Origin of the sequence: Okeania sp. SIO2C9, assembly GCF_010672455.1 — a bacterium.
Lineage (GTDB): Bacteria > Cyanobacteriota > Cyanobacteriia > Cyanobacteriales > Microcoleaceae > Okeania.
In genome coordinates, this window is the sequence record NZ_JAAHGO010000046.1 from 49,934 (window position 1) to 72,377 (window position 22,444).

A 22,444-nucleotide genomic window follows, 5' to 3' on the forward strand; every position below is an offset into this window, starting at 1 on the left:
TATTTCTCCGAACGTCTTGCTTTTAAAGCTAGTTAATTTACTGAATTAACATCAAAAATTCTTTTTTTAAGTAAATAAATCTAGCGGTAAATGACCATAAGTTCCATTAATTCCTGTATCTTCAGCAGATTGACAAGATACTAATACCCCTCTATATTCTCCAATATAGGATTCAAGATGATATGACTCTTTTATCCCATTAAACTTGATATAAACTGAACCTTCAATTGTTCTAAAATTAGAATCATCAATTAGGGTAGTATTATATCCTAATGCCCCTAGATAGCTTTCTAAAGCAGATAAAGCCTCAGTAGTTGATTCGGCACAAATTCCCAACATTTGATAGTCAGACAAATTAGCTAATAGCAAAATTGCTGCTTGAGTAATAGCTTTTTCCTCTGGTGATTCTACTAACTTAATGTTTTGACAGGTAAATTTATGGAGGATTTCTTCAGCTTGAACAACAGTGAGATTCTGAATGTTTTGAGTAGACATATAATACTGTAAATTGTATGACGATAATATCTGTAATATTGGTGGGATAACAGGAGTTTTATAAAAATTATACAATTTTCAATAACTCAACTAAATAAAGTTAATCAATGACAGCCTAATATTACATCTATCATATTGTCTAAAGTACAAAATTTATAATAGTTAACTGAGAATATGAAAAATACTATAGTAACCAGCCTATTTTATACTTCTTACTCTCTAACACTTGAAATAATTAGCTATCTCAAGAGTTCAGGGTTAATACTTACTTCTGAACTTTCATGTAATAATTGACAGGAAGCTTTAACATGAGTTATTATCACTCTTAATCAACTATAGCCATCCTAAGATAGAATATGAATATAAGCTACATATAAAGAGAATTAACCGTCAGTATTTAGATGATTAAATTTTTTTCAAAACCTATTTAAATAATTTCTATTATATTATTTAAGTAAAAATATTTTATGAAACAATCTTTTTGATGAGGAACTACAAGTTTAGTCAAATTTATTATATGTATAAACTAGAAAAACTTGCTATCTTGCTATCCATAAATAAAAAAAAAAAATAATTTATGACTATCTTCATAGGTCTTGAGTTGTATCAATACTTTTTAAATTTATCCATTACACTAATCCCTACTATTTTGATTCAAAAATATCGCACAAATAAAATATCTACATAGGAATATAGAATAAAATTTCTCAATAACTAATTACCAAATCAATAAAATAATCCTTAGATCGAATAAATAAAATTATAATAGAAGTAGTAAACTCAGGAAATTAATCATCAGTGAAAATATCATTAGTTGTTAGTGACTTATCAACCAGTGGTGTGGGAAGATGGGGAGGCGCAGTACGTCCTTTCTTATTATCTCAAGCACTAAAAAAACTACAAGTAGATGTAGAAATTGTGGGCTTTGTTAGTGGAGAAAAACAACAACTAACAACTAATCAGGAAAATACTATTATCGCCATAGATAGCCACAATTACTATCCCAAATTTTTATTATCAGCCAAACAACTTCTAGATAAAATAACAGGAGACATAATTTATGCCTACAAATTAAAACCTACCAGTCTAGGTTTATCTCTAATCAGAAAAATGCAAATCCATCGCCCAGTATTTTTAGATATTGACGATTGGGAGTTAAGCTGGCATGGAGGAGATAGTTGGAAATATCATCCCAGTCTTAAACAATTAGCTAGAGATATCTTGAAACCAGAAGGAGCATTGCGACAACCAGACCATCCCTTTTATTTAAAATGGGTAGAAAGTTTTGTCTCCAAAGCAGACAGGGTAACTCTACACAATCAATTTCTCAAAAAACGCTTTGGTGGTACTTATTTACCAAATGGAAAAGACACGAATTTATTCGACCCAAGCAAGTACGATCCAGAGGTAAGTAGAACTAGTTACGGCTTGAGCGATTATAAAATTTTAATGTTTCCAGGGGCACCACGACCTTATAAAGGCGTAGAAGATGTTTTAATAGCCCTAGAGAATATCAATCAGCCAGATTTAAGGTTGGTCATTGTCGGAGGTAGTCCTTATGATGATTATGACCGTCAACTAATGGAAAGATGGGGAAATTGGATAATTAAAATGCCAAAATATCCACCTACAGTTATGCCAGAAATTGTAGCGGCCGCCCATATAATAGTAGTCCCCCAGAGAGATACTCCAGAAGCTCAAGCACAATTTCCATTAAAATTAACTGATGGGATGGCAATGGCCAAACCAATTATCGCCACAAAAGTAGGGGACATACCAGAAATTGTAGGCGATACTGGTTATTTAGTCGATCCTAGTTCTCCCGAACAAATTGCAGCACAAATTGAATTAATATTTAACGACTTAGCCACAGCAAATATTAAAGGCATGAAAGCTAGAGAAAGATGTATTAAATATTATAGTATTGATGCTATGGCAGCCATTTTATCAGAGTTAATCAAAATATAGCGTTAGCGAGCAGCTATTAATAGTAGTAAAAATTGAGATAATTTAATATCCCAGGAAAATATAAATGTCTACAAAAGAATTTATTTTAAAATTTATTCGGCGTTATCCTTTCCACATAATAGGAAATATTATATTAGGCTTTGCCGGAGGATTATTTAATGGAGTTAATACAGCCCTAATAGTACCAATACTACTGAGAATTTCTGGGCAAGAAATTGAATTGAAGGATGCTCCAACTATAATTAAGTTTTTATTATCTCCTTTTGACGGAGTACCAGAAAAGTATCGCCTTGTGGTGATGCTTTTAGCAGTGATATTAACTATTATTCTGAAAAATTTAACCATATATTTAAAGAGTTTGTTATCAGTAGCCTTTAGTCGTAGCCTCACAAATAGTATTAAATCGGAAATGTTCCAAACATTAATGGACAGCGACTTAGACTTCTTCACGAAAGTAAAAGTAGGAGATTTAACAAAACGTTTAGGCTCAGATACAGCTCAATGCACTGCAACAATTAATGCTTATATTAATTTAATAACTCAATCAATAACTATTTTATTATTTGTTAGCATACTAATTTCTATCTCTTGGCAGCTTACTTTAATTTCTACTCTATTGGTAAGCTTAATAGCAGGTATTAATCAATTATTTATACATCGCTCAAAGAAATTTGGATCTTTGTTGAACCGGCAACAAAAAACTTATGCCATCAAAGTAATTGAAACTCTCAGTGGTATCCGGTTAATTAAATCAGTAAGTAGCGAAAATAGAGAATATAAACAGTTAAGAAAATTAATGCTGTCCTTGGAAGATATAGCGCTGAAAGCAAAAATGAATTCAGCATTAATTGCACCAGTGAATGAGGTGACCAGCATAATTACAGTAATCTGTATTTTATTATTAGGTAAAACTTTCTTAGCCGATCAAATGGCAAACGTTTCTGCTATATTACTTACCTATCTTTTTGTTCTATTTCGTTTACTGCCAATGATATCAGGAATTAATGGTAGTCGTAATCAAATTGCCAAAGGGTCTGCTAGTTTTGATATGGCTGTAGAGTTATGGAGAAGAGATAATAAACCAATTATGAAACCTGGTTCCATACCTTTTCAAAAAGTTAGGAGAAAAATTCATTTTAATAAGATTTCTTTCTCTTATCCAGGTAATAGTAATTTAGTCCTCAAAAATGTTGATGTATCTGTACCTAAAGGTAAAACATTAGCATTAGTGGGAGGTTCGGGAGCAGGTAAGTCAACATTTGCTGACCTACTACCAAGATTTTATGACCCTATCTCTGGTTCCATTACTATAGATGGCATTGACTTGCGTGAGTTCGATATTACCAGTCTCAGAAGAAAAACTGGTATTGTTAGTCAAACTACTCATTTATTCAACGACACAGTTAGAAATAATATTTTTTATGCTCGTCCTGATGCCACAGAAGATGAAATGATTAAAGCGGCCAAACAAGCTAATGCTTATGATTTTATTATGGAATTGCCAAAGCAATGGGAGACCGAAATAGGCGATCGGGGTGTTATGCTTTCTGGGGGTCAACGTCAACGCTTGGCTATTGCTAGAGCATTATTGCAAGATCCAGAAATATTAATCTTAGACGAGGCCACCAGTGCCCTTGATACTGTTTCTGAGCGTTTAGTGCAGGAGGCCATCGATAAATTAAGTCGAGACCGAACAGTTTTAGTTATTGCCCACCGTCTCTCAACAATTCAAAATGCAGACCAGATAGCTGTTTTAGAGCGTGGAGAATTAGTGGAAATTGGCACTCATTTAGAACTTCTACAAAAAGAAGATGGTTACTATCGCCGTCTCTATTCTATACAGTTTGGCGACCAATCTAAGCCAGATAGTTATATTGACCACCAACTTTTGACTAAAGCTTCTTATGAAGCTCGTGGTTTTCTAAATCAAATTATTGGTTCTTTAAGACTATTAGCTGATGAAATAGTTGATACACCCGAAGAACAGGTAGAACTTAGTGAGGAAGCTTTTCAGTCAGCAATTTCTCTTTTAAGAACCCTAGAAATATTTGAAAATCAAATGGTAAATGAGAAGAAAGTTTAACGCTCAAAGTTTTATCGGCTCAGTTATTCTTATGAATAATTAGGGTTTGCTTATGGAAGTCTTTTGGTATAGGGTAGGAGTCAGGAATCATATAAAATCCGGTTAAATAGTTATAGATTGGTTAAGTAAGGAGGAATCAGGAGTCAGGAGTTAGCAGTCAGGATTAGAGAGAATCACAAAGATATAGGGTAGTCCTGTATAGTAATGGTGAATGGTGGCTGAAATGCTTGCTATACCGTTACCGAAAAAATTACAATGCACCACTACCAGATATAGTAGTTATGACGATTGAAGATTTTTTTTATGTCCAATTAAACGGATTTGATATCAGGAGTCAGGAGGAATGGGGAATTTAGAGGAGTTAGTCAGATATTTTATCCCTTGATTTTTCTGCAATTATTCTGCCTTTTATCCTAACTTTTTGGTTGCTCAAGCTTAAAAAGTTGCACTTTTTTACAGCGAAAAAAAGCTACAACCTTTACCTGTTAATGCTTTTAGATTTAATCAGCATAGCAATAATTAATCAAAAATTTTGATATATTTAGAGAATTAGCTGATTTTATATAGTGTTTTTATTTGAAATGTAAATCTAGATTAAGGTTTTTTTTATAAAAAAAAGTGCACTGATGGAGTAGCTTATATCCTTGTGTTTGCTAGTATTTATTGCTGTTTTCTCTCCTTTACCGAAAAATTGTGGTTTAAAGCCTCCCCTTTTAAGGGGATAATAAAAAAATTTTCATGAATTTGTCAATCCTCTTCTTTTCAAGGAGAGGTAATTATTCATTATTCATTATTCATTATTCATTGTTGAATATTCCCTCCATACCTTTTTCATAACACTTGGTCTCTACCTCCCAAATAAAAATGCGAACAAAGTTTGTTACACTAAAACGCTAAATGGAGTTATCGCTCCCATTTTTCAAATATCCATTCTTGCAAAATAGGATTGACTAATTCTGGCGCTTCATCTTGAGGACAATGACCAACCCCAGGTAAAGGAATAAACTTTTCAACTGTTTCAAACTTAGCAAATTCTTTTGCCAATTCAATATTTTCCCAGGGGTCTTCCTCTCCCCATAAAATGAGAGCCGGACATGGTAGTATTGGCAATAAATCTTCAGGTAAAGGTCCTTGGGAATAACCAGTAAAAGCTACAAAAACATCAACTGCTCCCTCATCTTTTGCTGCACTTAAGAGTAGATCTATTAATTCATCAGTAACAGCTTCAGAACGTTTATAAGCTTGCAACAATACTCGCCTGACTGTTTTCTTTGTTGCTAACTGGTTAAAAAATATTTGACTTATCCACTTGACTTTTAGCATTTTTTGTACTAAGGATGCTCCTTGACTGCGATACCAAGGAAGAGTAGAGCGTTTCCGTTCGTGCAAAAGTCGCAAAGAACAATTGATAATTCCTATACCCAAAGAAATATCTGGATAATCCACTGCCGCCTGCATAACCGCAATACAACCAACAGAATTTCCGATCAGAAAAGCAGGAGTACCAACTATTTCTCTACAGAAATCAGCAATTTGTTGACCCCAGGTTTCAAATGTATAGGTAACATCTTTACTTGGAGTTGGTTTAGCTGAAGCACCAAAACCAAGTAAGTCAATAGCATAACAGCGACAACTTGTAGCTAATACAGGGATATTTTTGCGCCAGTGTCCCCAGGAAGCACCAAAACCATGTACTAATACTATAGAAGGGCCTTTTTCTCCTTGGCTTTGGTAGCAGATAGGCCAGCCTCGCCATATCCAAGTTTTAGCGGTAGTCATCAGATTTAAGATGTATTAATCGTTAGTTTTATTATTTTACCTGAATCTACCTTGAGGAATTTTTTGTAGTTTGCCATGGAAGAATAATTTTCATCTTAAACCTAGAAAAAATCAGCAATTTATCTCAATAATTATCTTCTAAATTAGATTTATTATTTGTTGATATATATAGTGTTTCTCAAGTTACTTGAGCTACAGTTGTTTTTCTTATTTTCTTTCTTGGTGTGCGTTACAGGTGCATTTGTCGGCTTTCTCAGGCGCGACCTGCTGGCCTTTTGTTCCAACCTCTGTCGCACCCCGCGGGGTCGCATCGCTATTTCCTGTTTCCCGAATTATTACTCTGTACGGACGTTGTATGCAAGATCCCTATCTACTCCCTACTCCCTACTCCCTACTCCCTAATTAAGAAATAGGAGTAAGAGTTTTAAAGGTTTTATCTAAAATAAATTTTGATATTAGCGTTTTTATTTTCATACTTATACTTTGTTTTCAAGTATAGTTACCATTCATCATTAATATGAAAAACGTTATATATAAATCCTCAATTGGTTGTGACAATTTTTATAATAGTTAATTTTAACTGAAAACCTTTAAAAATTTGTACGTCGCCTTCCCCAACCACAAAAATATTACCGAAAAATTAAGGTATAAAGCCTCTCCATTCATGGAGAAAAAAGCGGTCGTTTTGCTACGCCAAATTTTTGCGGAGCATTCCGATAGGAAAAAGCGCGGCTTCCCGTAGGGTAGGATGGCGCAATTCGGAGCAGCTCTGTCAAGAGCTAGTCTTCTCGCCATATCCAATCGACCAAGAGAAGAAAAAAATCCTTTTAGTCAATCCTCTTCTTTACAAGAAGAAGTAATTATTAATTATTAATTGTTGAAAACTTAAATAGGATTGCTATAATACTCTACGTTTAAAATTTACAATAACCATCAAAAAATTCAAAAAATTATTTAACTCTAGAATACTAAAATATTAAAAATGTCAGCAATTTACCCTACATCAACTCTACCATTTATCGGTTCGGAAATTGAACCAGACTACACCACTGCCAAAGTAGCAATTTTACCAATTCCTTATGAAGCAACTACCACTTATAGAAGGGGTTGTGTTAACGGTCCATCAGCATTATTAGATGCGTCTCAACAGTTAGAATGTTATGACGAAGAATTAGACCGGGAAACTGGTTTAGAAGTTGGTATATATACCCACGAATCCATAGCAGATACTCGTAATGGCAAAAAAATATTACCATTGGATATGCTAAAAGTCACTCAAGAAACAGTAGAAAAATTAGTTAATGATGGAAAATTTGTCATTGCTATAGGTGGGGAGCATAGCATTACAAATGGGATTGTTAAAGCTTATCGAAAAATATATTTAGATGAAAAATTTACAGTAATTCAAATAGATGCTCATGGCGATTTACGTTATGAATATGAAGGTTCAATATATAACCACGCCTGTGTAATGCGACGGATAATTGAAATGGAATTGCCAACAATACAAATCGGTATTCGAGCGATTTGTAAAGAAGAAGCAGATTTAATCAAGGAGAAAAATCTCACAGTTTTTCGTGCAAGAGAAATAGTGATTCAGCCAGATTGGATAGATAGATCGATCGCTAGTATTCAGACTAAACGAGTTTTTTTAACAATAGATTTAGATGGAATTGACCCAACATTAATTCCTGGAGTTGGTACGCCAGAACCTGGTGGACTAAATTGGTATTCTTTAACTGAATTTTTGCGTAAATTATTTGAATTACACGAAGTAATAGGTTGTGACATTATGGAGTTAGCTCCGATAGTTGATTCTGTAGTATCTGAGTTTACAGCAGCTAAATTAATCTATAAACTTATTGGATATCAGGCATTAGCTCAAGGGTGGTAAAAATATGGGATATGATAGAAAAATATTTGTTCTAAGTAAGGCAATTTTTGAGCGTAAATTATTTGAATTACACGAAGTAATAGGTTGTGACATTATGGAGTTAGCTCCGATAGTTGATTCTGTAGTATCTGAGTTTACAGCAGCTAAATTAGTCTATAAACTTATTGGATATCAAGCATTAGCTCAAGGGTGGTAAAAATATGGGATATGATAGAAAAATATTTGTTCTAAGTAATGCAATTGTTTACAGGTAATAGAGATATGAGTTTGACTGAAATGACAGGAACAGAAATTGATAATTATGCTCCAGATTTTGAATTGCCAGGAGTAGATGGTGAGGTTCATCATTTAGCAAGATATTTAGAAAATTTTAAAGTAGTGTGTGTGATATTTTTGAGTAATCAATGCCCAGAAGTAGATTTATACATTGAACGGATTAAGCAACTGCAAAAAGATTTTCAAAACCAAGGAGTAATCATAATTGGAATGAATGCTAATGATGCGACGATTTCTCCCAAAGATAGTTTTGAAAAAATGAAAGAATTTGCAGCTAATAATAAACTAAATTTTCCCTATATTCGGGATGTAACTCAAGACGTAGCAGAAAGCTTTGGGGCTGACAAAATACCCGAGGCTTTTTTATTGGATCGGGAAGGTAAGTTACGATATCGTGGCCTAATAGACGATAATGTTAATCAGCCAGAAGCAGTAAAAGTTGCTTATCTACATCAGGCAATTGCCCAACTTCTTCATCTTGAAGAAGTAACCCCATCTCATACAGAAGTTGTTGGTTGCTCAATTAAATGGCGCCAGAAATTATAACTCAACAGTAGTAATACTGGGGTGATTGAATAAGGAAAAAGTGGATGGGGACTCAAACCCCCAACAAGCTTTTCATTAATGGATAATGGATAATGGATAATTGATAATTGATAATTACCTCTGGTTAAAACCGCTACGGAATTGAATATAAGGAGATATTATTTCTTTTTTTTCCCCTATCCAAGGGGAGGCTTTAAACCTGAATTATTTAATAATTAATAATTAATAATTAATAATTCGGTAAATACCCTGTAGAAGGCGCGGTATTAAACCCAAAAGAAAAAAATAAAAAATTAACCGTCACTTCTTTAAACCCTTTGATAAAAGTTATAAAGGGTGCATCTCATATTTGCAAAAATACTTTTTTCCTATATATTCCCTATTCCCTATTCCCTATTCGCTGTTCCCTAAAAGCAATAAATTTTTGGCTTTATTCACGCATTGAGATGTACAAGTTATAAAAAACTGAATAAATGGTAATTTCCAACTTTTGATAATTTAACTCTCATACCAATCTTATGTGAGTCTGTACAAAATTATGAAATTTATTAACTTATCTGTCTTGCACTACAGTCAACTCTGATTAAAATATTATTCTATGCAACTTCTTATGAATTTAGTCTCCAGAATAAAATAGTGGAAAAAAGCAGATCAACTGGTATCGTATTGTGGAAGCAACTTTAAGTTGAGAAAAGACTCACAGTATGGGGACAGTTGATCAACGGGTTTTGCTGAAATTGAGCGGCGAATCCTTGATGGGAAGTCTGGGCTATGGCATAGATCCGGCAGTAGTCCAAGGAATTGCTCAAGAAGTGGCCGAAGTAGTGGCCACAGGAATTCAAATGGCAATTGTTGTTGGAGGCGGTAATATTTTTAGAGGTGTAAAAGCAGCCTCGAAAGGAATGGACCGAGCAACAGCAGATTATGTTGGCATGATTGCCACTGTGATGAATGCCATTACCTTACAAGATGCCCTCGAACAAGCAGGAGTGCCGACAAGAGTCCAAACAGCGATCTCCATGCAGGAAATAGCTGAACCTTATATTCGTCGTCGAGCCATTCGCCATCTGGAAAAAGGCCGAGTGGTAGTTTTTGGCGCAGGTTCTGGTAATCCATTTTTTACCACTGATACTACTGCAGCTCTCAGAGCAGCAGAAATTGACGCAGAGGTAATTTATAAAGCCACTAAAGTCGATGGGGTCTATGATTCCGATCCAGAAAAGAATCCACAGGCCAAACGATACGAGTCCCTAACTTATGGGGAAGTATTAAGACAAGACTTACGGGTAATGGACAGTACAGCGATCGCTCTTTGCAAAGAAAATAATATCCCGATTATTGTATTTAATCTTTCGGTTACGGGTAATATCCGTAAGGCCGTTATGGGAGAAAAAATTGGAACTATTGTGAGAGGTTTTGATGAATGAATATAGAAGAAGCTGAAAAGAAAATGAAAAAAGCAGTTGAAGCTACTCAAAGTTCCTTCAACACCATTAGAACTGGAAGAGCTAATGCTTCTCTTTTAGACAGAGTAATAGTTGAATATTATGGAGTTCCAACTCCACTCAAATCTATGGCAAATATTGGCATCCCAGATGCTAGTACCATTACTATTCAACCTTTTGATAAAAGTAGTCTGGGCTTAATTGAAAAAGCAATTAATATGTCAGACGTTGGTTTAACTCCCAACAATGACGGATCTATTGTACGGCTAAATATTCCCCCACTCACCAGCGAACGTCGTCAGGAAATGGTTAAGTTAGCAGCTAAACTTGCTGAAGAAGGGAAAGTTTCTGTCCGTAATATTCGTCGTGATGCTGTAGATTCAGTTCGTAAACAGGAAAAAAATAGCGATATTTCTAAAGATGAATCACGAGATTTGCAAGACAAAATTCAAAAGAAGACAGATAAATACATCGCCAAAATAGATGATTTACTAGCTGCTAAAGAGAAGGATATTACAACGGTTTAAAAAAATCTTGAAAATCACAGATAAACAAAAGTAAAAAGTAAAAAATCAAGAGTTCAAAAACCTATATATCGACAAGATATGTAAAATCAAGTATCTTAAGAAAATAATAGGTAAGGTGGGCACTCTGTGATTTTTGCAGGGGGAAGGTTTCATAGATGGTTTAAGCAATTAAATAACTTTTCTATAGAAACTACCCCTGCTCAATAAGTATTTTCCCATCCTCACAAATCATAAAAAACCTCAGTATTAAAGTTAGAAGAAATGTTTGATTGTATAATCGTAGGAGCAGGTCCAGCAGGAGGTACAGCAGCTTATCATTTGGCTAAAAAAGGACGTTCTGTTTTAGTCATAGAAAAGGAATCTTTGCCTAGAATAAAAGCTTGTGGTGGTGGGGTATCTCCAGCCATCGCTCAGTGGTTTGACTTTGATTTCACTCCAGCAATTTCTCTCAAGGTCAAAAAAATTCGCTATACATGGAAATTAGAAGACCCCGTAGAAGCAGATTTACCTTCTGCAATGTGGATGGTAAAACGGGATATTTTCGATCATTTCCTGATCCAAAAAGCTCAAGCAGAAGGTGCAGAACTAAGAGAAAAAACAGAAGTTACAGGTATTGAATTTAAAAGCGATCATTGGGAAGTTAAAACAAACGGAGAACCTGTTACAGGTCGTTATTTAATTGCGGCAGATGGAGCAAAAGGCCCAATGGCTAAATGGTTAGGTTTCAAAGAATCAAAAAAACGGCAAAGTTTGGTTTTTGAAACAGCATTAAAAGACCAAAATAAACAAGTTAACTTTGAATTTGGCTCAGTTAATAATGGCAATATCTGGAGTTTTCCAAAAGCAGATTCTTGCTCAATTAATATTGCTACTTTTAGAGGTGGAGAACCCAAAAATCTATCTAAAGATTTGATGGAATATGCACAAAAAATTGGTTTAAGTGCAAATCAAAATGAATTATTAGAACATCCTATTTCTCTATGGGATGGAGATAAAAATCTCCACACAGAAAATGCAGTATTGGCAGGAGAAGCAGCAAGTATATTAGACCCCTTATCTGCCGAAGGAATTCGCCCCTCAATTTTCAGTGGTGTCAAAGCTGCTGAAGCAATAGATGAAGCTTTAGGAGGTAATGGGGATGCTCTGAAGAAATATACTCAGGTAATAAATGAGGAATGGGGTGCAGATATGGTTTGGGCAGGTCGTCTAGCAGGAGCATTTTATAGGTTTCCCAAAGTAGCTTATAAAATGGGAGTTAAACTACCCGCAGCTACCGAAGTAATCAGTAAAATTCTTTGTGGAGAATTGCGTTATGCAGATATTGCTAACCGGGCTATTAAAAAACTCAGTGGCAGTTTTTTACCAGGAAGAAGTTAGTTGAATATAAACACAAAGAAATATTAGGAAATAGTGAGTAGTCAAACTTCTGGCTGAATTTAAAATTTCTAACTACTCATTTTTTCCTATTTGTTTATATTGATTAAAAAAATAGTTAGTCAATTGCAACTTAAGAAAATACAATCTACTGAGCTTGATGGACTTTAACTGAATCGGAAAATAAAAATAAGTTCTGATTACAGCACTCGGTACAGCCTTAATTATCTATAAGATTAAATTTTTTCATGTGGTATAACTGATGTTATTAATTTAACTCTAGTTAAAAACACAGCCCACAGATTAGGTAAAACGCATCTTATTTTCAAGTACTTGTATGCTCTATATTTTATTATGGTAAAGTATTAATTTTTTATTAATAACACATCATCTAACCCAGTGCAATCCGGATTGGGGCCTTTACCATATTCGGCTCTAATTTCAAAAGTTGTTGCATTTTCAAGAATATTTTTAAGAGTAGTGCCATTTTCACCTTTAATGACCCAACCTTGATTGTTTTTGAGTGAAACTAAAAATGTTTCCCAGGTTTCTTTAGGTCTACGGGAAAAAGAATACTCTGCTGAAGCAGTTTTATTTTTAATACGGATATCAGGTTTAGACCAGTAATAATCTCCACCCTCACTTTTGAGAGAAAGTTTCAAATGGGTAAATGAATTCAAGTCACCATTAAATTGTGCAGGAGAGAGAAAATATGTTGTTAATCCATCTCCCCTATCATCACAAACTTTTATATAGCCGTCATTACTCTTCTCCGGGCGTTGCTGAAAAGTAATGATAAATGTTCTATAATTACCCACATGAAATGTCCAAAATGTAACTCCACCAAAACCAGAAAAAACGGCCATCGTCGTGGCCAACAATGTTTCCAATGCCGAGTATGTGGTCGGCAATTCCTTGAATCCCCGAAAATGCAACCCTATTCACCACAGATTAAAGAACTATGTCTCAAGATGTATGTTAATGGTATGGGTTTACGAGGTATCGAACGAGTAACAGAGATTGATCATACAACCGTTATCAAATGGATTAAAGAGGCAGGTATCAAATTACCGGATGCACCCGAAGAGGAGGAAATACCAGAAATAACTGAAATTGATGAGTTACAGACTTATCTGGGAAATAAGAAAAACAAAGTTTGGATTTGGACAGTAGTGAACCATTGGAAGCAAGGAATCTTGTCCTGGGTCATAGGCGATCGCAGTAATAAAACCTTTCAATATTTGTGGTCAATAATTAAGTGCTGGCATAGTTTTTGGTATGTAAGTGATGGTTATTGTGTATACCCTTGTTTTATTGCAGAGAGAGGATCACGCGCGTGAGTAAAACTTATATGACCAGGGTAGAAGGGGAAAATACTCGACTACGACATTACCTAGCTCGCCTTCACCGCAAAACCCTTTGCTACTCGCGCGTCCCTTGAGATGCTCAAGTATTCCATTCGTCTTCTGCTGCACTATCTTAAATTTCAAACTCTTCCTATCGAAGCATAAATCATTACCAATCAGCAACGCCCTTCTCCGAGCTTCCTGAATCTGGCATTAAACTCGCTTGCAGAGGAAAAGCTGTCCAACCTTCTCTATCACCTGAATTAAAAGCCGATACTATAGAATTTAAGTTCTTACTAACCTCCAACTTTTTTTCTAATGATTTGATTTTTGTTTGAGCTGTATCCAAATCTTTATGAATTTGCACGGCTGGGAAAATTGCTTCATGCACTAACCAACCAGCAACAAAACTTGCTACAGCCATACCCAAATATATAATGATGGGGTGCTGTCTAGGGTCTACTGTTTCGTTGTTTCTAGGGTCATTTGTTGAGTTCTTGACATCCTCCCGACGTTGCGCATGGCGGGACAACGCGGGATTCCTAAACCTCGCGGATCAGGACTTTCTGCTTCTAACGCACCTGCTTGCGAGGCCAAACCTCTTTTTGGTCTTACGGTCGCTTCACAGACTGACACTGCTAGCCCAGCAGCCTAATTGTGTTTAGTATAGCATACCCTTGTAAAAACCGCAATATTGATTGGTTTTTCCTCCGGAATGCGCTCGCATTCATGCCCTAACTCCCCTTCGGGAGAGCGCGGGTCTTCAACCAACGTTGAGATAAAATACGAATAGTTATTTATAGCAATTCTCAAATTTTTGAGATACACAAGTTTTTGATTTTAGGGAAAAAGAAATCTGGGAAGGGAACATACAGCGCATTTCAGGTAAGTGAGGTACACACCTGGAGGGACAAAAAACTTTAGCTATTATTAATACTAATTATAACTATATAGCTTGTACCTCATAAACCTGTTTGCCCCGGATAAATATGCTTTTTTAAGATTAGCTGAACTTAAATTAGCACCATTTAAAGACGCTTCGGGAAACATAATTTTTTCCAGATTAGCGTCACTCAAATTAATTTCACTTAAAGCTAAATTATGATAATTAGATTGACTAAAATTGATTCTTTTACAGAAACACAGAAACACTGATTAAGTTAATTTCATGTAAGTCAATCCCGAAAAATATCTCTTACCTTCAGCATAATATCTGGGAAATTAATCAACTTTCATTGTTACTAAGTAGTTCTAAATCAACTAATAGCTACAATTAAAATTATACCAACCAAATTATCTAATAATCTTATATTCGCTTCCTCAAGCAGTGGGTAATCTCAGCAACTAACTCCCCACTCCTGACTGCCCATTACACCAAGAATTTTGTGGTCTACATATACCTAACGGAAAAGTCCTGCAAATTCTTTCTCCACAGTTTTTTTTCTGAAAAATATTAAAATGCCAACCTTAATAAAGAAGGAAGTAAAGAACCAATAGCGTGTACAAATTGATTAGGCTTTTTTTGTTCAGGAGGATTTAAACGTAGGTCAATAACTTCAAGCAAATATTGTGATAATTCTTCACCCTCTTTACTACCTTTAGAAATAAAAATTTCGCGAGATTTTTCTGCATCTGCAAGTGCAGCATCAAGATTTCCCAAATCTGCAAGAGCCATACTTCTAGCAAAATAAGCAGCAGCCAAATCAGACTTTAAATTAATAGCTTGATTATAATATCTAACAGCATCTTTATAATGTCCAGCCTTTGCTTCTGCAATTCCTAATCGATAAAAATCTTCAGCTTCACCCACACTAGATGGCATTCCAATTACACCCAACAAAAAAGTATTTTTGAGGTCAACATCAGTTAAATTAGCACCAGTTAAATAAGCACTTCTCAGATCGGTGCCAGCCAAATTCGCCCCAGTTAAATTCGCCCCAGTTAAGTTAGCACCAAATAAACTTGTACCAGCTAAGTTAGCACCACTTAAATCTGCCCCAGTCAAATTAGCACGACTGAGATTTGCCCCACTCAAATTAGCCCCTTTGAGATTAGCTCCTTGAAGATTAGCTAATACCAGGCCAGCACCACTTAATTCACAATTTGGACATTGTTTACTAGATAATAACTTTTGTGTATGTTGGATATTTTCAGCAATGGCTGGAACAACAGGGCAAACTGTACTGAAAACTAAAATAGCAGAAAAGATTTTGAGTCTCATCTTCAAATCTTCCAAACTAAAGATTACATTTTCCTGCTATGTTAGCACTCAATTATTGACATACTCTCCCACCTAAAGGCACAGAGATTCTCCGGAAACCAGGATTCTTGGTTTGCATTGCCAACAGAAGGCGCAGGGTCTGATATCAAATCCGGTAGCATTGGTGTAATTAGATAAGGAGTCAGGAGTCAGGAGTCAGGAGTCAGGAGTCAGGAGGCGCTGAGGGAAGAGAATTTAGAAAGATTTGGCAATGACTGAAGATGGAACATTTTTTGATACCGAATTAACCGGATTTGATATGACCGCAGTCTTCAGGGTGAAGTGCACTACGATTAATCGCTAAGTTTTTTGAGCGGTTACAGCATTTTTCAGATTGATGACCTCACCTCATAACCAAAACCAGTAGGGGCGTTTTGCTCTGCAAGATATAAAGCGGAGAACTTCTACGTTAACAAATGGCCATTTGCTCCTACTGTGATCTACTCTAGGTCTTCCCATCTCCCTTACTCCCACACTCCCCTACTCCCCTACTCCCCTAATCCTCGATCTCCCTCTACCATTACGGTTGCACCATTGCCAAATAAAATTGTATGAGGAGCTAAATCTTTAATTATAGCTAGATTTAGAGCAATTTTGCTGATTTGATAGCTTTCCAACTGGGTGAATTTTAATTCACTCAGTTGGGTGATGCTACTAATAAGTTATTAATAATAAACTTAAAGAAAGTTACAAATTTAAAATTAAGTTTAGTAGAATATGAACAAGAGACAAGGTTCTGAGAGTTTACTTCAAAAGCAACAATCCTCATTAAGAAAAACTCTTGACTCTATTTTGACAAAAGGTATAATTACTCAAAACGATAGACAAAAACTATTATATTTTCTGGTATCTAATCCACTGCTTATTTCTGAAGATATCCAAAGAATTAATAAAACTATCTTTCAAATAGAACGTGGAATGTTAAAAGTATTAAGTTAAATATCTTTTTTCTATTCCTGAAAATATTAATTTTTTCTGCTATTGTTGACATAAAATTTAGTATCTATACACTAGAAAAAGTAGCAAAGCAATTTATCAGGCGCTGAAATTGTGATAGTTTCATTTTGCTAAATGCATTAGAATCGCAATGGTTTTAAGATAATTGATTATTTAAATTGAGATAAGTTTTTTAATGATGTAAAACAAGTCAATATATGAATAAGTGCTAGCTTCACAATGGCATGCCAATTATCTGAAACGTCAAAGAATGGAAAATCATATTGAACACAGTCTTTTTTGATGGCTTGGCTGAATGAGATAAAACTTTTCAAGCTTTCTAGTAATTCTAAATCTTTCATTTTATGAGACCAACAGCAGGAGTAGTCAAGTGGTGCTTTGCGAATTTCCTGAATTGAGTTCTCCAGGGGTTAAAACTTCCGGGAACTTTCCTCCCGCCTGTTTTTCTGTTTGCTGAAAAACGAGATTAGCAAGTTGAGACTTACCAGCACGACTAACACCTCCAATAATAACTGTACCAATGCTCTCAATTTTTTTCCACGACTACTTCAACAAGTTAAATAGTGGGACTTACACAAAATAAAGCCAGAAAATAGGCTCAAATATAGATCGGCAGAAGCTTTTACGTCAAAAAGGTATAAATCCTGAATAAGTACGGGTTCTAGCCATTTTTAAGGCATCAACGTAATTCCCTTGTCTAGACTAACTTTGAAGCATTTTTCCTGCCAAAAAATGTCTAAGTACCAATAGTCATTTAGATTGACATACTCCCCGGCCTAAAGGCACGGGGATTCTCACAAAAAGTGATTCTTTGCTCATCGACACAGCTTACTAAATCCAGTTGCCCATCATTAGCACCAGGCCGTTGTCTCCCAAAGCGTTTCCCCATTACTAGGAGGTTCCCGTATGCCCTACGCTACCTTGATTCCACTCAACACCTACTATTTCTAATCCACGACTCAAGATGTTTCGTGCTGCATTTGTGTCGCGGCATATTTCAATATGGCAACTAGGACAAACATGAGTACGAGTTGACAAAGTTTTTGACACTCTGTGCCCACAATTTGAGCAATCTTGAGAAGTGAATTTGGGATTTACTGAAACAACCGCTTTACCCCAAATTTTTCCATAATATTCTAGCCATTGAGTGAACTGATACCACGCTGCATCAGATATTGACTTTGCCAAATGATGGTTTTTGACCATGTTTTTTATCTTTAGGTCTGCCTTCGGCACGCCACTCCGCGTCTACATAGACGACAACATCAACAGACTCTACATATAGGGAGGGCGCCATTCGGAGCTTGGCGGAACGCCAATACCATTCGCCCCTACAAATGGTTCTTTAAAAGTCAATTTGCGTAAGTCCTGATTAGATAATACAAGTCCAGAGATTTATTGCTAAAATTTAATTATATTGCTTATAGTATAGTGTAAGATTCGCGATCGCTCTCTACTCATTTTATTTTTGATATCAGAAAACAGCGCTGCAACTCCACATCAGCTATGGTTCCAAGGAAGGAAATGTGTACAAAAAGACGGAACAAAAAATATACTTGAGTAATAAATAAAAATAATTTTGCTTGACTACTTAATTATTTAATCTAATTGCGATCGCATCGTTTTCTATTTTATTGAATAAATACAGCATACATAATTTGAAGAAGCAGTTAACCTTGTTACAAATTATTAGAATTAGAGTTATTTTAATTATTATTAAATTAAAGAGAAAAAATCAGAAATAAACTAGCTGCTTTGTATTGATTAATACAGCTAATTAGAGACTAAAGCTTTGAAATGTATATTGTTCTCAGTACTGAAACAGATAACTGAATGTTAAGTAATTATCTAGGTATATAAACTCTTGTAGATAAATTTTAGGCAGTCCAGTCTAATAGAGATTTGCGATCGCTTTTAGTTATATTATTGACATAAAGTAGAAAATATGGTATAATTAAAATCTGATAACAAACTTTCCTAAATATTGATAAATATTGAGTTCATTGTTAAGTAATGATTAAGGAATCATAGTGTAATAATTAAAAACTCATAGTATAAAATCACACTTCCTCTACGCTTCATCAACCATTTACAGCCAAAAAACTATATAATTAGGAAAAAACACCATGAACATTCTACTAACAGAGAATTCAGGTCAGCATAAAGTCGAATTTCCAGCTCCCACTAATAAACCAGAAATGGCAACTCAAATGCAACAAATGAGTTTGATGATTGCCGAATCACTACATGAAGAAGATCAATATCAGGAGGACTCTAGTATGAATATACAGACTGTAACTCTCCCATTATCAGAAAATGCACAAGACATAGATGATGCAGTAGGAGCATTATTTAAGCAAATGTCTCGCTATCCTCTTCTCAGCCAAAAAGAAGAAGTAGAATTAGCAAGGCTGATCCAAGAGTTAGTTATCTTTGAACAACTGCCAGAAAAACTAGCAAATGACTTAGGGCGAATACCTACAAAAGCTGAAGTAGCAGCAGCAGCAGGTTTAACCGAAGCACAACTATCTCATCGCTTACATAAGTGTCGTGCTGCCAAACGCCGAATGATTAGCTCCAACCTCCGTCTAGTAGTTTCCATAGCCAAACGTTACCTCAACCGAGGAGTACCCTTTCTAGACTTGATTCAAGAAGGAGCATTAGGACTAAACCGTGCCACAGAAAAATTTGACCCAGAGAAAGGTTACAAATTTTCTACCTATGCCTATTGGTGGATTCGTCAAGGAATAACTCGCACTATTGCTAATCAAGGACGTACTATTCGTTTACCAGTTCATGTAGTTGAACAGATTAACAAACTTAAACGAGTTTACCGCGACTTACGACGGAAGCTAAATCGTATCCCCAGTGATACCGAAATTACTCAAGCACTAGAAATTTCTCTCCAACAACTGCGTAACCTCCAGCAAATTCGCCGGAAAACTCTTTCTCTAAATCATCGTTTAGGTACTGACGAAAATAGCGAACTGCTAGACTTCTTAGAAGATAATGAAAATAGCACTCCCGAAGCGCAAATGAATGACATGATGATGCGCCAGGATATTTTGGAAGTCTTAAATCATGTATTAAACGATCGCGAACAAGATGTCATAACTCTCCGGTATGGTTTGCTCACAGGAGAACCTCATACTTTAGATGAAGTGAGTCGCATGATTAATCTCTCCCGGGAGCGAGTCAGGCAAATTCAAGCTAAGGCCATGCGGAAATTGCGTCGTCCTCAAGTAGCTGAACGTTTGAAAGAATGGTTAAATCGATTTTAATAAAATGTAATAGCTTTCATTAATGGATAATTGATAATGGATAATGGATAATTACCTATCCCTTTTATGGAGAGAATTGATTCTTAAGGAAAAAATTTATTTTTTTCCCCTTGAAAGGGGAGGCTAATAAAGCTGAATTATTTAATTATTAATTATTAATTATTAATTATTTGGTAATAGCGATTAAATTATGTCTTTAGATGAACTAAAATTGCGTAGTGCTACGCCAGCAGATGTACCTGTAATATTTGAGTTAATTAAAGCACTAGCTGAGTATGAGAAATTATCCCATGCTGTTACAGGTAGTGTTGCCTCCTTAAAAGCTGATTTATTTGGCGATCGTCCCTATGCTGAAGCTATTATTGCTGAATTTGCTGGCCAACCTGTAGGTTTTTCTCTCTTCTTTCATAACTACTCAACTTTTCTCACTCAACCGGGAATTTATATAGAAGATTTATTTGTTTTACCGGAGTATCGAGGGCGGGGTATTGGGAAGCAACTGGTCAGTTATGTCGCACAATTAGCAGTATCTCGAAACTGTGGACGTTTAGAGTGGAGTGTTTTAGATTGGAATAAACCAGCAATTGGATTTTATCAACGTATTGGTGCATCAATTTTAGATGAATGGCGTATATGCCGTGTTACTGGTAATTCTCTCAAGAGTTTAGCATCTGGACAGCAATTTTGAAGAAGGCAGAAGGCAGAAGGCAGAAGGCAGAAGGGAAAATTGGAAAATTACTTATGGATAGTCTTCAACAAGCCACTTTGTGTCTACAAACCCCAAACAATTTTAAGCACCCCTGTTGACGGTTGGGTATTAAACCCCCAAAAGAAAAGATAAGATTCAGGTTGAATTTAATCCCATTTAATATTAAAAATTTAGTGCAAACCGAAAATTCTGAATTCTCTAGAGTTCAGAATTTTCTTTGTTTAATGAGTTTATAGCAAGGAACGAGTGAGTTATGACTTATATTGATGATGAAGCTGAGACAGAGAAAAGCTTTTGCCACTGTTCCCTGTTCCCTGTTCCCTGCTATATAATTTTGTTAACTTTTAATGAGGCTATTAACTATGACTATTTGGGTAAATGAACAGATAGATCCATCTGGTATTATCTACTCTTGTATTGCTTGTGGCGATCAACAACAGGCCCAAGAATGCCATGAGTCTTTTCAAAAGAATTTAACTGAGACTCAAAAGGAACAAGGATGGAAAGCTATACTGCGAACTGTTGAATCTTGGGATGAAGTACCTGTGAGTGCTTTGAAATTGAACTAATGCAGTTTCACGGAAGTCAAAAATTAAAAGTCAAAACTCAAAAGTAATATTTTTAGGACTCAAAACTTTGACACTACAGTAATTTAACCGAAATTATTTCACATCTAATCTAAAGGAGCGAAACTATTTGTAACATTCTTTTTTTCACCCTTGGTATAATAGCTACGGGTTAGGGAATAGGGAATAGGGAACAGGGAACGCCGGAAAATTCATAACTGCTCTTGACCTAATTTTCCGGTTGAGTAGAATAAAACTATGAACTTGAAATTTATGGAGTTAAATTCGGAAATTATCAAACATGGAAATCTACGCATACCATCAAATTGCTGTTACTTGGGAAATATCTCACAAAATTGAACAACCAAGCTGTTTTTCATGCGATCGCATTATGGATTTTTTATGTTTAGGATGGAAGATAATGTTTGCGCCAGAGTTGCTGGAGGTTGCCGAAACTCCTAAAACTACTCAACCTTCACCTAAGACAAATTCTTCCATGAGTTATGCTTAGATTGAGAAGATAAGAGAATTTTTATAGACTAGGTATTATAGCAGAAGTAATATCATGTCCGGTTGAATACTTATTATTAAGATAGTAGGGGAGTAGGGGAGTAGCGAGGGGTGGCTTCCCTACTGCCTACTGCCTACTGCCTACTGCCTCTTTTCTGGAGATGTCTAATACCATAGTGCTATAGTTTTTATTTGCTATATATAGTACCTTTGCCTAAGTCCCGATCAAATCCGCTGCCACTCGGTCTAAAAAAATACTTAATCTGAGCGCCATCTCCCCATCTCCCCATCTCCCCATCTCCCCATCTCCCCATCTCCCCATCCCCCCCTCCCCCCATCCCCCCATCCCCCCCTCCCCCCGACTCCCCTATTCCCCTTATTATTGTCGCAGAAGAAATTTTTTCTGCCTTACTACACAAAAATATTCT

21 protein-coding genes and 2 pseudogenes are annotated in these 22,444 nt (G+C 35.6%); 14 read left to right on the top strand and 9 right to left on the bottom strand.

The window, feature by feature from the left end:
• Positions 1-66: 66 nt before the first annotated feature.
• Complete coding sequence (locus F6K23_RS27250) at positions 67-495, bottom strand: DUF1824 family protein (protein ID WP_287276798.1); 429 nt, start codon at positions 493-495, stop codon at positions 67-69.
• Between the two features lie 798 nt (positions 496-1,293).
• Between F6K23_RS27250 and F6K23_RS27255 the strand changes: the two genes are divergently transcribed.
• On the top strand, positions 1,294-2,463 hold the full coding sequence (locus tag F6K23_RS27255) for a glycosyltransferase family 4 protein (RefSeq protein ID WP_293161593.1): 1,170 nt from the start codon (positions 1,294-1,296) through the stop codon (positions 2,461-2,463).
• A 64-nt stretch (positions 2,464-2,527) separates the two neighbouring features.
• Positions 2,528-4,546, top strand: coding sequence for an ABC transporter ATP-binding protein (locus tag F6K23_RS27260; RefSeq protein WP_293161595.1), 2,019 nt, complete (start codon positions 2,528-2,530; stop codon positions 4,544-4,546).
• Between the two features lie 903 nt (positions 4,547-5,449).
• On the opposite strand, the gene F6K23_RS27265 is transcribed toward F6K23_RS27260, so the two are convergent.
• Positions 5,450-6,325 carry an alpha/beta fold hydrolase gene (locus tag F6K23_RS27265; RefSeq protein ID WP_293161597.1) on the bottom strand — a complete coding sequence of 292 codons (876 nt, stop codon included), beginning with the start codon at positions 6,323-6,325 and terminating at the stop codon, positions 5,450-5,452.
• Between the two features lie 982 nt (positions 6,326-7,307).
• Here F6K23_RS27265 and speB point away from each other — a divergent pair.
• From speB to F6K23_RS27295, 6 genes are all read left to right on the top strand, one after another.
• Entirely contained in the window at positions 7,308-8,219 is a 912-nt protein-coding gene (gene speB / locus F6K23_RS27270) for an agmatinase (RefSeq protein WP_293161599.1), read from the top strand.
• 4 nt (positions 8,220-8,223) lie between these two features.
• Positions 8,224-8,415 carry a hypothetical protein gene (locus tag F6K23_RS27275; protein ID WP_375340790.1) on the top strand — a complete coding sequence of 64 codons (192 nt, stop codon included), beginning with the start codon at positions 8,224-8,226 and terminating at the stop codon, positions 8,413-8,415.
• Positions 8,416-8,495: 80 nt separating this feature from the next.
• On the top strand, positions 8,496-9,041 hold the full coding sequence (locus F6K23_RS27280) for a thioredoxin family protein (RefSeq protein WP_375340791.1): 546 nt from the start codon (positions 8,496-8,498) through the stop codon (positions 9,039-9,041).
• Between the two features lie 704 nt (positions 9,042-9,745).
• Positions 9,746-10,468 carry a UMP kinase gene (pyrH, locus tag F6K23_RS27285; protein ID WP_293161603.1) on the top strand — a complete coding sequence of 241 codons (723 nt, stop codon included), beginning with the start codon at positions 9,746-9,748 and terminating at the stop codon, positions 10,466-10,468.
• Positions 10,465-11,013 carry a ribosome recycling factor gene (gene frr / locus F6K23_RS27290; RefSeq protein WP_293161604.1) on the top strand — a complete coding sequence of 183 codons (549 nt, stop codon included), beginning with the start codon at positions 10,465-10,467 and terminating at the stop codon, positions 11,011-11,013. The genes pyrH and frr overlap by 4 nt, the downstream gene beginning before the upstream one ends.
• 261 nt (positions 11,014-11,274) lie before the next feature.
• Entirely contained in the window at positions 11,275-12,390 is a 1,116-nt protein-coding gene (locus F6K23_RS27295; protein WP_293161606.1) for a geranylgeranyl reductase family protein, read from the top strand.
• 362 nt (positions 12,391-12,752) lie between these two features.
• Here F6K23_RS27295 and F6K23_RS27300 read toward each other — a convergent pair whose 3' ends face one another.
• The gene (locus tag F6K23_RS27300) at positions 12,753-13,298 is read right to left on the bottom strand and encodes a hypothetical protein (protein WP_293161631.1); all 546 of its coding nucleotides are present in this window, start codon (positions 13,296-13,298) and stop codon (positions 12,753-12,755) included.
• Between F6K23_RS27300 and F6K23_RS27305 the strand changes: the two are divergent.
• A pseudogene (locus tag F6K23_RS27305) lies at positions 13,206-13,898 on the top strand (IS1 family transposase). The gene F6K23_RS27300 and the pseudogene F6K23_RS27305 sit on opposite strands and share 93 nt — an antisense overlap.
• A 4-nt stretch (positions 13,899-13,902) precedes the next feature.
• On the opposite strand, the gene F6K23_RS27310 reads toward F6K23_RS27305, so the two are convergent.
• The 4 genes from F6K23_RS27310 to F6K23_RS27320 all read right to left on the bottom strand — a co-directional run bounded on the left by F6K23_RS27310 (position 13,903) and on the right by F6K23_RS27320 (position 16,610).
• Positions 13,903-14,265 (bottom strand): hypothetical protein, encoded by a 363-nt coding sequence (locus tag F6K23_RS27310; RefSeq protein WP_293161608.1) that lies wholly within the window; start codon positions 14,263-14,265, stop codon positions 13,903-13,905.
• A 404-nt stretch (positions 14,266-14,669) separates the two neighbouring features.
• The gene (locus tag F6K23_RS42205) at positions 14,670-14,885 is read right to left on the bottom strand and encodes a pentapeptide repeat-containing protein (protein WP_367267835.1); all 216 of its coding nucleotides are present in this window, start codon (positions 14,883-14,885) and stop codon (positions 14,670-14,672) included.
• A gap of 301 nt (positions 14,886-15,186) precedes the next feature.
• Entirely contained in the window at positions 15,187-15,954 is a 768-nt protein-coding gene (locus F6K23_RS27315; RefSeq protein WP_293161610.1) for a pentapeptide repeat-containing protein, read from the bottom strand.
• A gap of 527 nt (positions 15,955-16,481) precedes the next feature.
• Complete coding sequence (locus tag F6K23_RS27320) at positions 16,482-16,610, bottom strand: hypothetical protein (RefSeq protein ID WP_293161612.1); 129 nt, start codon at positions 16,608-16,610, stop codon at positions 16,482-16,484.
• A gap of 100 nt (positions 16,611-16,710) precedes the next feature.
• Between F6K23_RS27320 and F6K23_RS27325 the strand changes: the two genes are divergently transcribed.
• Entirely contained in the window at positions 16,711-16,932 is a 222-nt protein-coding gene (locus F6K23_RS27325) for a hypothetical protein (protein WP_293161614.1), read from the top strand.
• A gap of 909 nt (positions 16,933-17,841) precedes the next feature.
• Here the strand turns inward: F6K23_RS27325 and F6K23_RS27330 are convergent.
• Positions 17,842-18,174 (bottom strand): annotated as a pseudogene (locus F6K23_RS27330) (RNA-guided endonuclease InsQ/TnpB family protein); the annotation flags it as partial.
• Positions 18,175-19,076: 902 nt separating this feature from the next.
• On the opposite strand from F6K23_RS27330, the gene F6K23_RS27335 reads away from it, so the two are divergent.
• The 4 genes from F6K23_RS27335 to F6K23_RS27350 all read left to right on the top strand — a co-directional run bounded on the left by F6K23_RS27335 (position 19,077) and on the right by F6K23_RS27350 (position 22,017).
• The gene (locus tag F6K23_RS27335) at positions 19,077-20,231 is read left to right on the top strand and encodes an RNA polymerase sigma factor, RpoD/SigA family (protein WP_367267836.1); all 1,155 of its coding nucleotides are present in this window, start codon (positions 19,077-19,079) and stop codon (positions 20,229-20,231) included.
• Positions 20,232-20,421: 190 nt separating this feature from the next.
• Complete coding sequence (locus F6K23_RS27340; RefSeq protein ID WP_202225699.1) at positions 20,422-20,919, top strand: GNAT family N-acetyltransferase; 498 nt, start codon at positions 20,422-20,424, stop codon at positions 20,917-20,919.
• A gap of 383 nt (positions 20,920-21,302) precedes the next feature.
• Complete coding sequence (locus F6K23_RS27345; RefSeq protein ID WP_293161617.1) at positions 21,303-21,509, top strand: glycogen debranching protein; 207 nt, start codon at positions 21,303-21,305, stop codon at positions 21,507-21,509.
• Positions 21,510-21,807: 298 nt separating this feature from the next.
• The gene (locus F6K23_RS27350) at positions 21,808-22,017 is read left to right on the top strand and encodes a hypothetical protein (RefSeq protein ID WP_293161619.1); all 210 of its coding nucleotides are present in this window, start codon (positions 21,808-21,810) and stop codon (positions 22,015-22,017) included.
• Positions 22,018-22,204: 187 nt separating this feature from the next.
• Here F6K23_RS27350 and F6K23_RS27355 read toward each other — a convergent pair.
• The coding region (locus F6K23_RS27355; RefSeq protein ID WP_293161621.1) for a hypothetical protein at positions 22,205-22,444 on the bottom strand (240 nt) is incomplete at its 5' end.

Coding starts and splice junctions, on each gene's coding strand:
- F6K23_RS27250 (WP_287276798.1), bottom strand. CDS start 495: ATGTCTACTCAAAACATTCAGAATCTCACTGTTGTTCAAGCTGAAGAA.
- F6K23_RS27260 (WP_293161595.1), top strand. CDS start 2,528: ATGTCTACAAAAGAATTTATTTTAAAATTTATTCGGCGTTATCCTTTC.
- F6K23_RS27265 (WP_293161597.1), bottom strand. CDS start 6,325: ATGACTACCGCTAAAACTTGGATATGGCGAGGCTGGCCTATCTGCTAC.
- speB (WP_293161599.1), top strand. CDS start 7,308: ATGTCAGCAATTTACCCTACATCAACTCTACCATTTATCGGTTCGGAA.
- F6K23_RS27275 (WP_375340790.1), top strand. CDS start 8,224: ATGGGATATGATAGAAAAATATTTGTTCTAAGTAAGGCAATTTTTGAG.
- F6K23_RS27280 (WP_375340791.1), top strand. CDS start 8,496: ATGACAGGAACAGAAATTGATAATTATGCTCCAGATTTTGAATTGCCA.
- pyrH (WP_293161603.1), top strand. CDS start 9,746: ATGGGGACAGTTGATCAACGGGTTTTGCTGAAATTGAGCGGCGAATCC.
- frr (WP_293161604.1), top strand. CDS start 10,465: ATGAATATAGAAGAAGCTGAAAAGAAAATGAAAAAAGCAGTTGAAGCT.
- F6K23_RS27295 (WP_293161606.1), top strand. CDS start 11,275: ATGTTTGATTGTATAATCGTAGGAGCAGGTCCAGCAGGAGGTACAGCA.
- F6K23_RS27315 (WP_293161610.1), bottom strand. CDS start 15,954: ATGAGACTCAAAATCTTTTCTGCTATTTTAGTTTTCAGTACAGTTTGC.
- F6K23_RS27325 (WP_293161614.1), top strand. CDS start 16,711: ATGAACAAGAGACAAGGTTCTGAGAGTTTACTTCAAAAGCAACAATCC.
- F6K23_RS27335 (WP_367267836.1), top strand. CDS start 19,077: ATGAACATTCTACTAACAGAGAATTCAGGTCAGCATAAAGTCGAATTT.
- F6K23_RS27340 (WP_202225699.1), top strand. CDS start 20,422: ATGTCTTTAGATGAACTAAAATTGCGTAGTGCTACGCCAGCAGATGTA.
- F6K23_RS27345 (WP_293161617.1), top strand. CDS start 21,303: ATGACTATTTGGGTAAATGAACAGATAGATCCATCTGGTATTATCTAC.
- F6K23_RS27350 (WP_293161619.1), top strand. CDS start 21,808: ATGGAAATCTACGCATACCATCAAATTGCTGTTACTTGGGAAATATCT.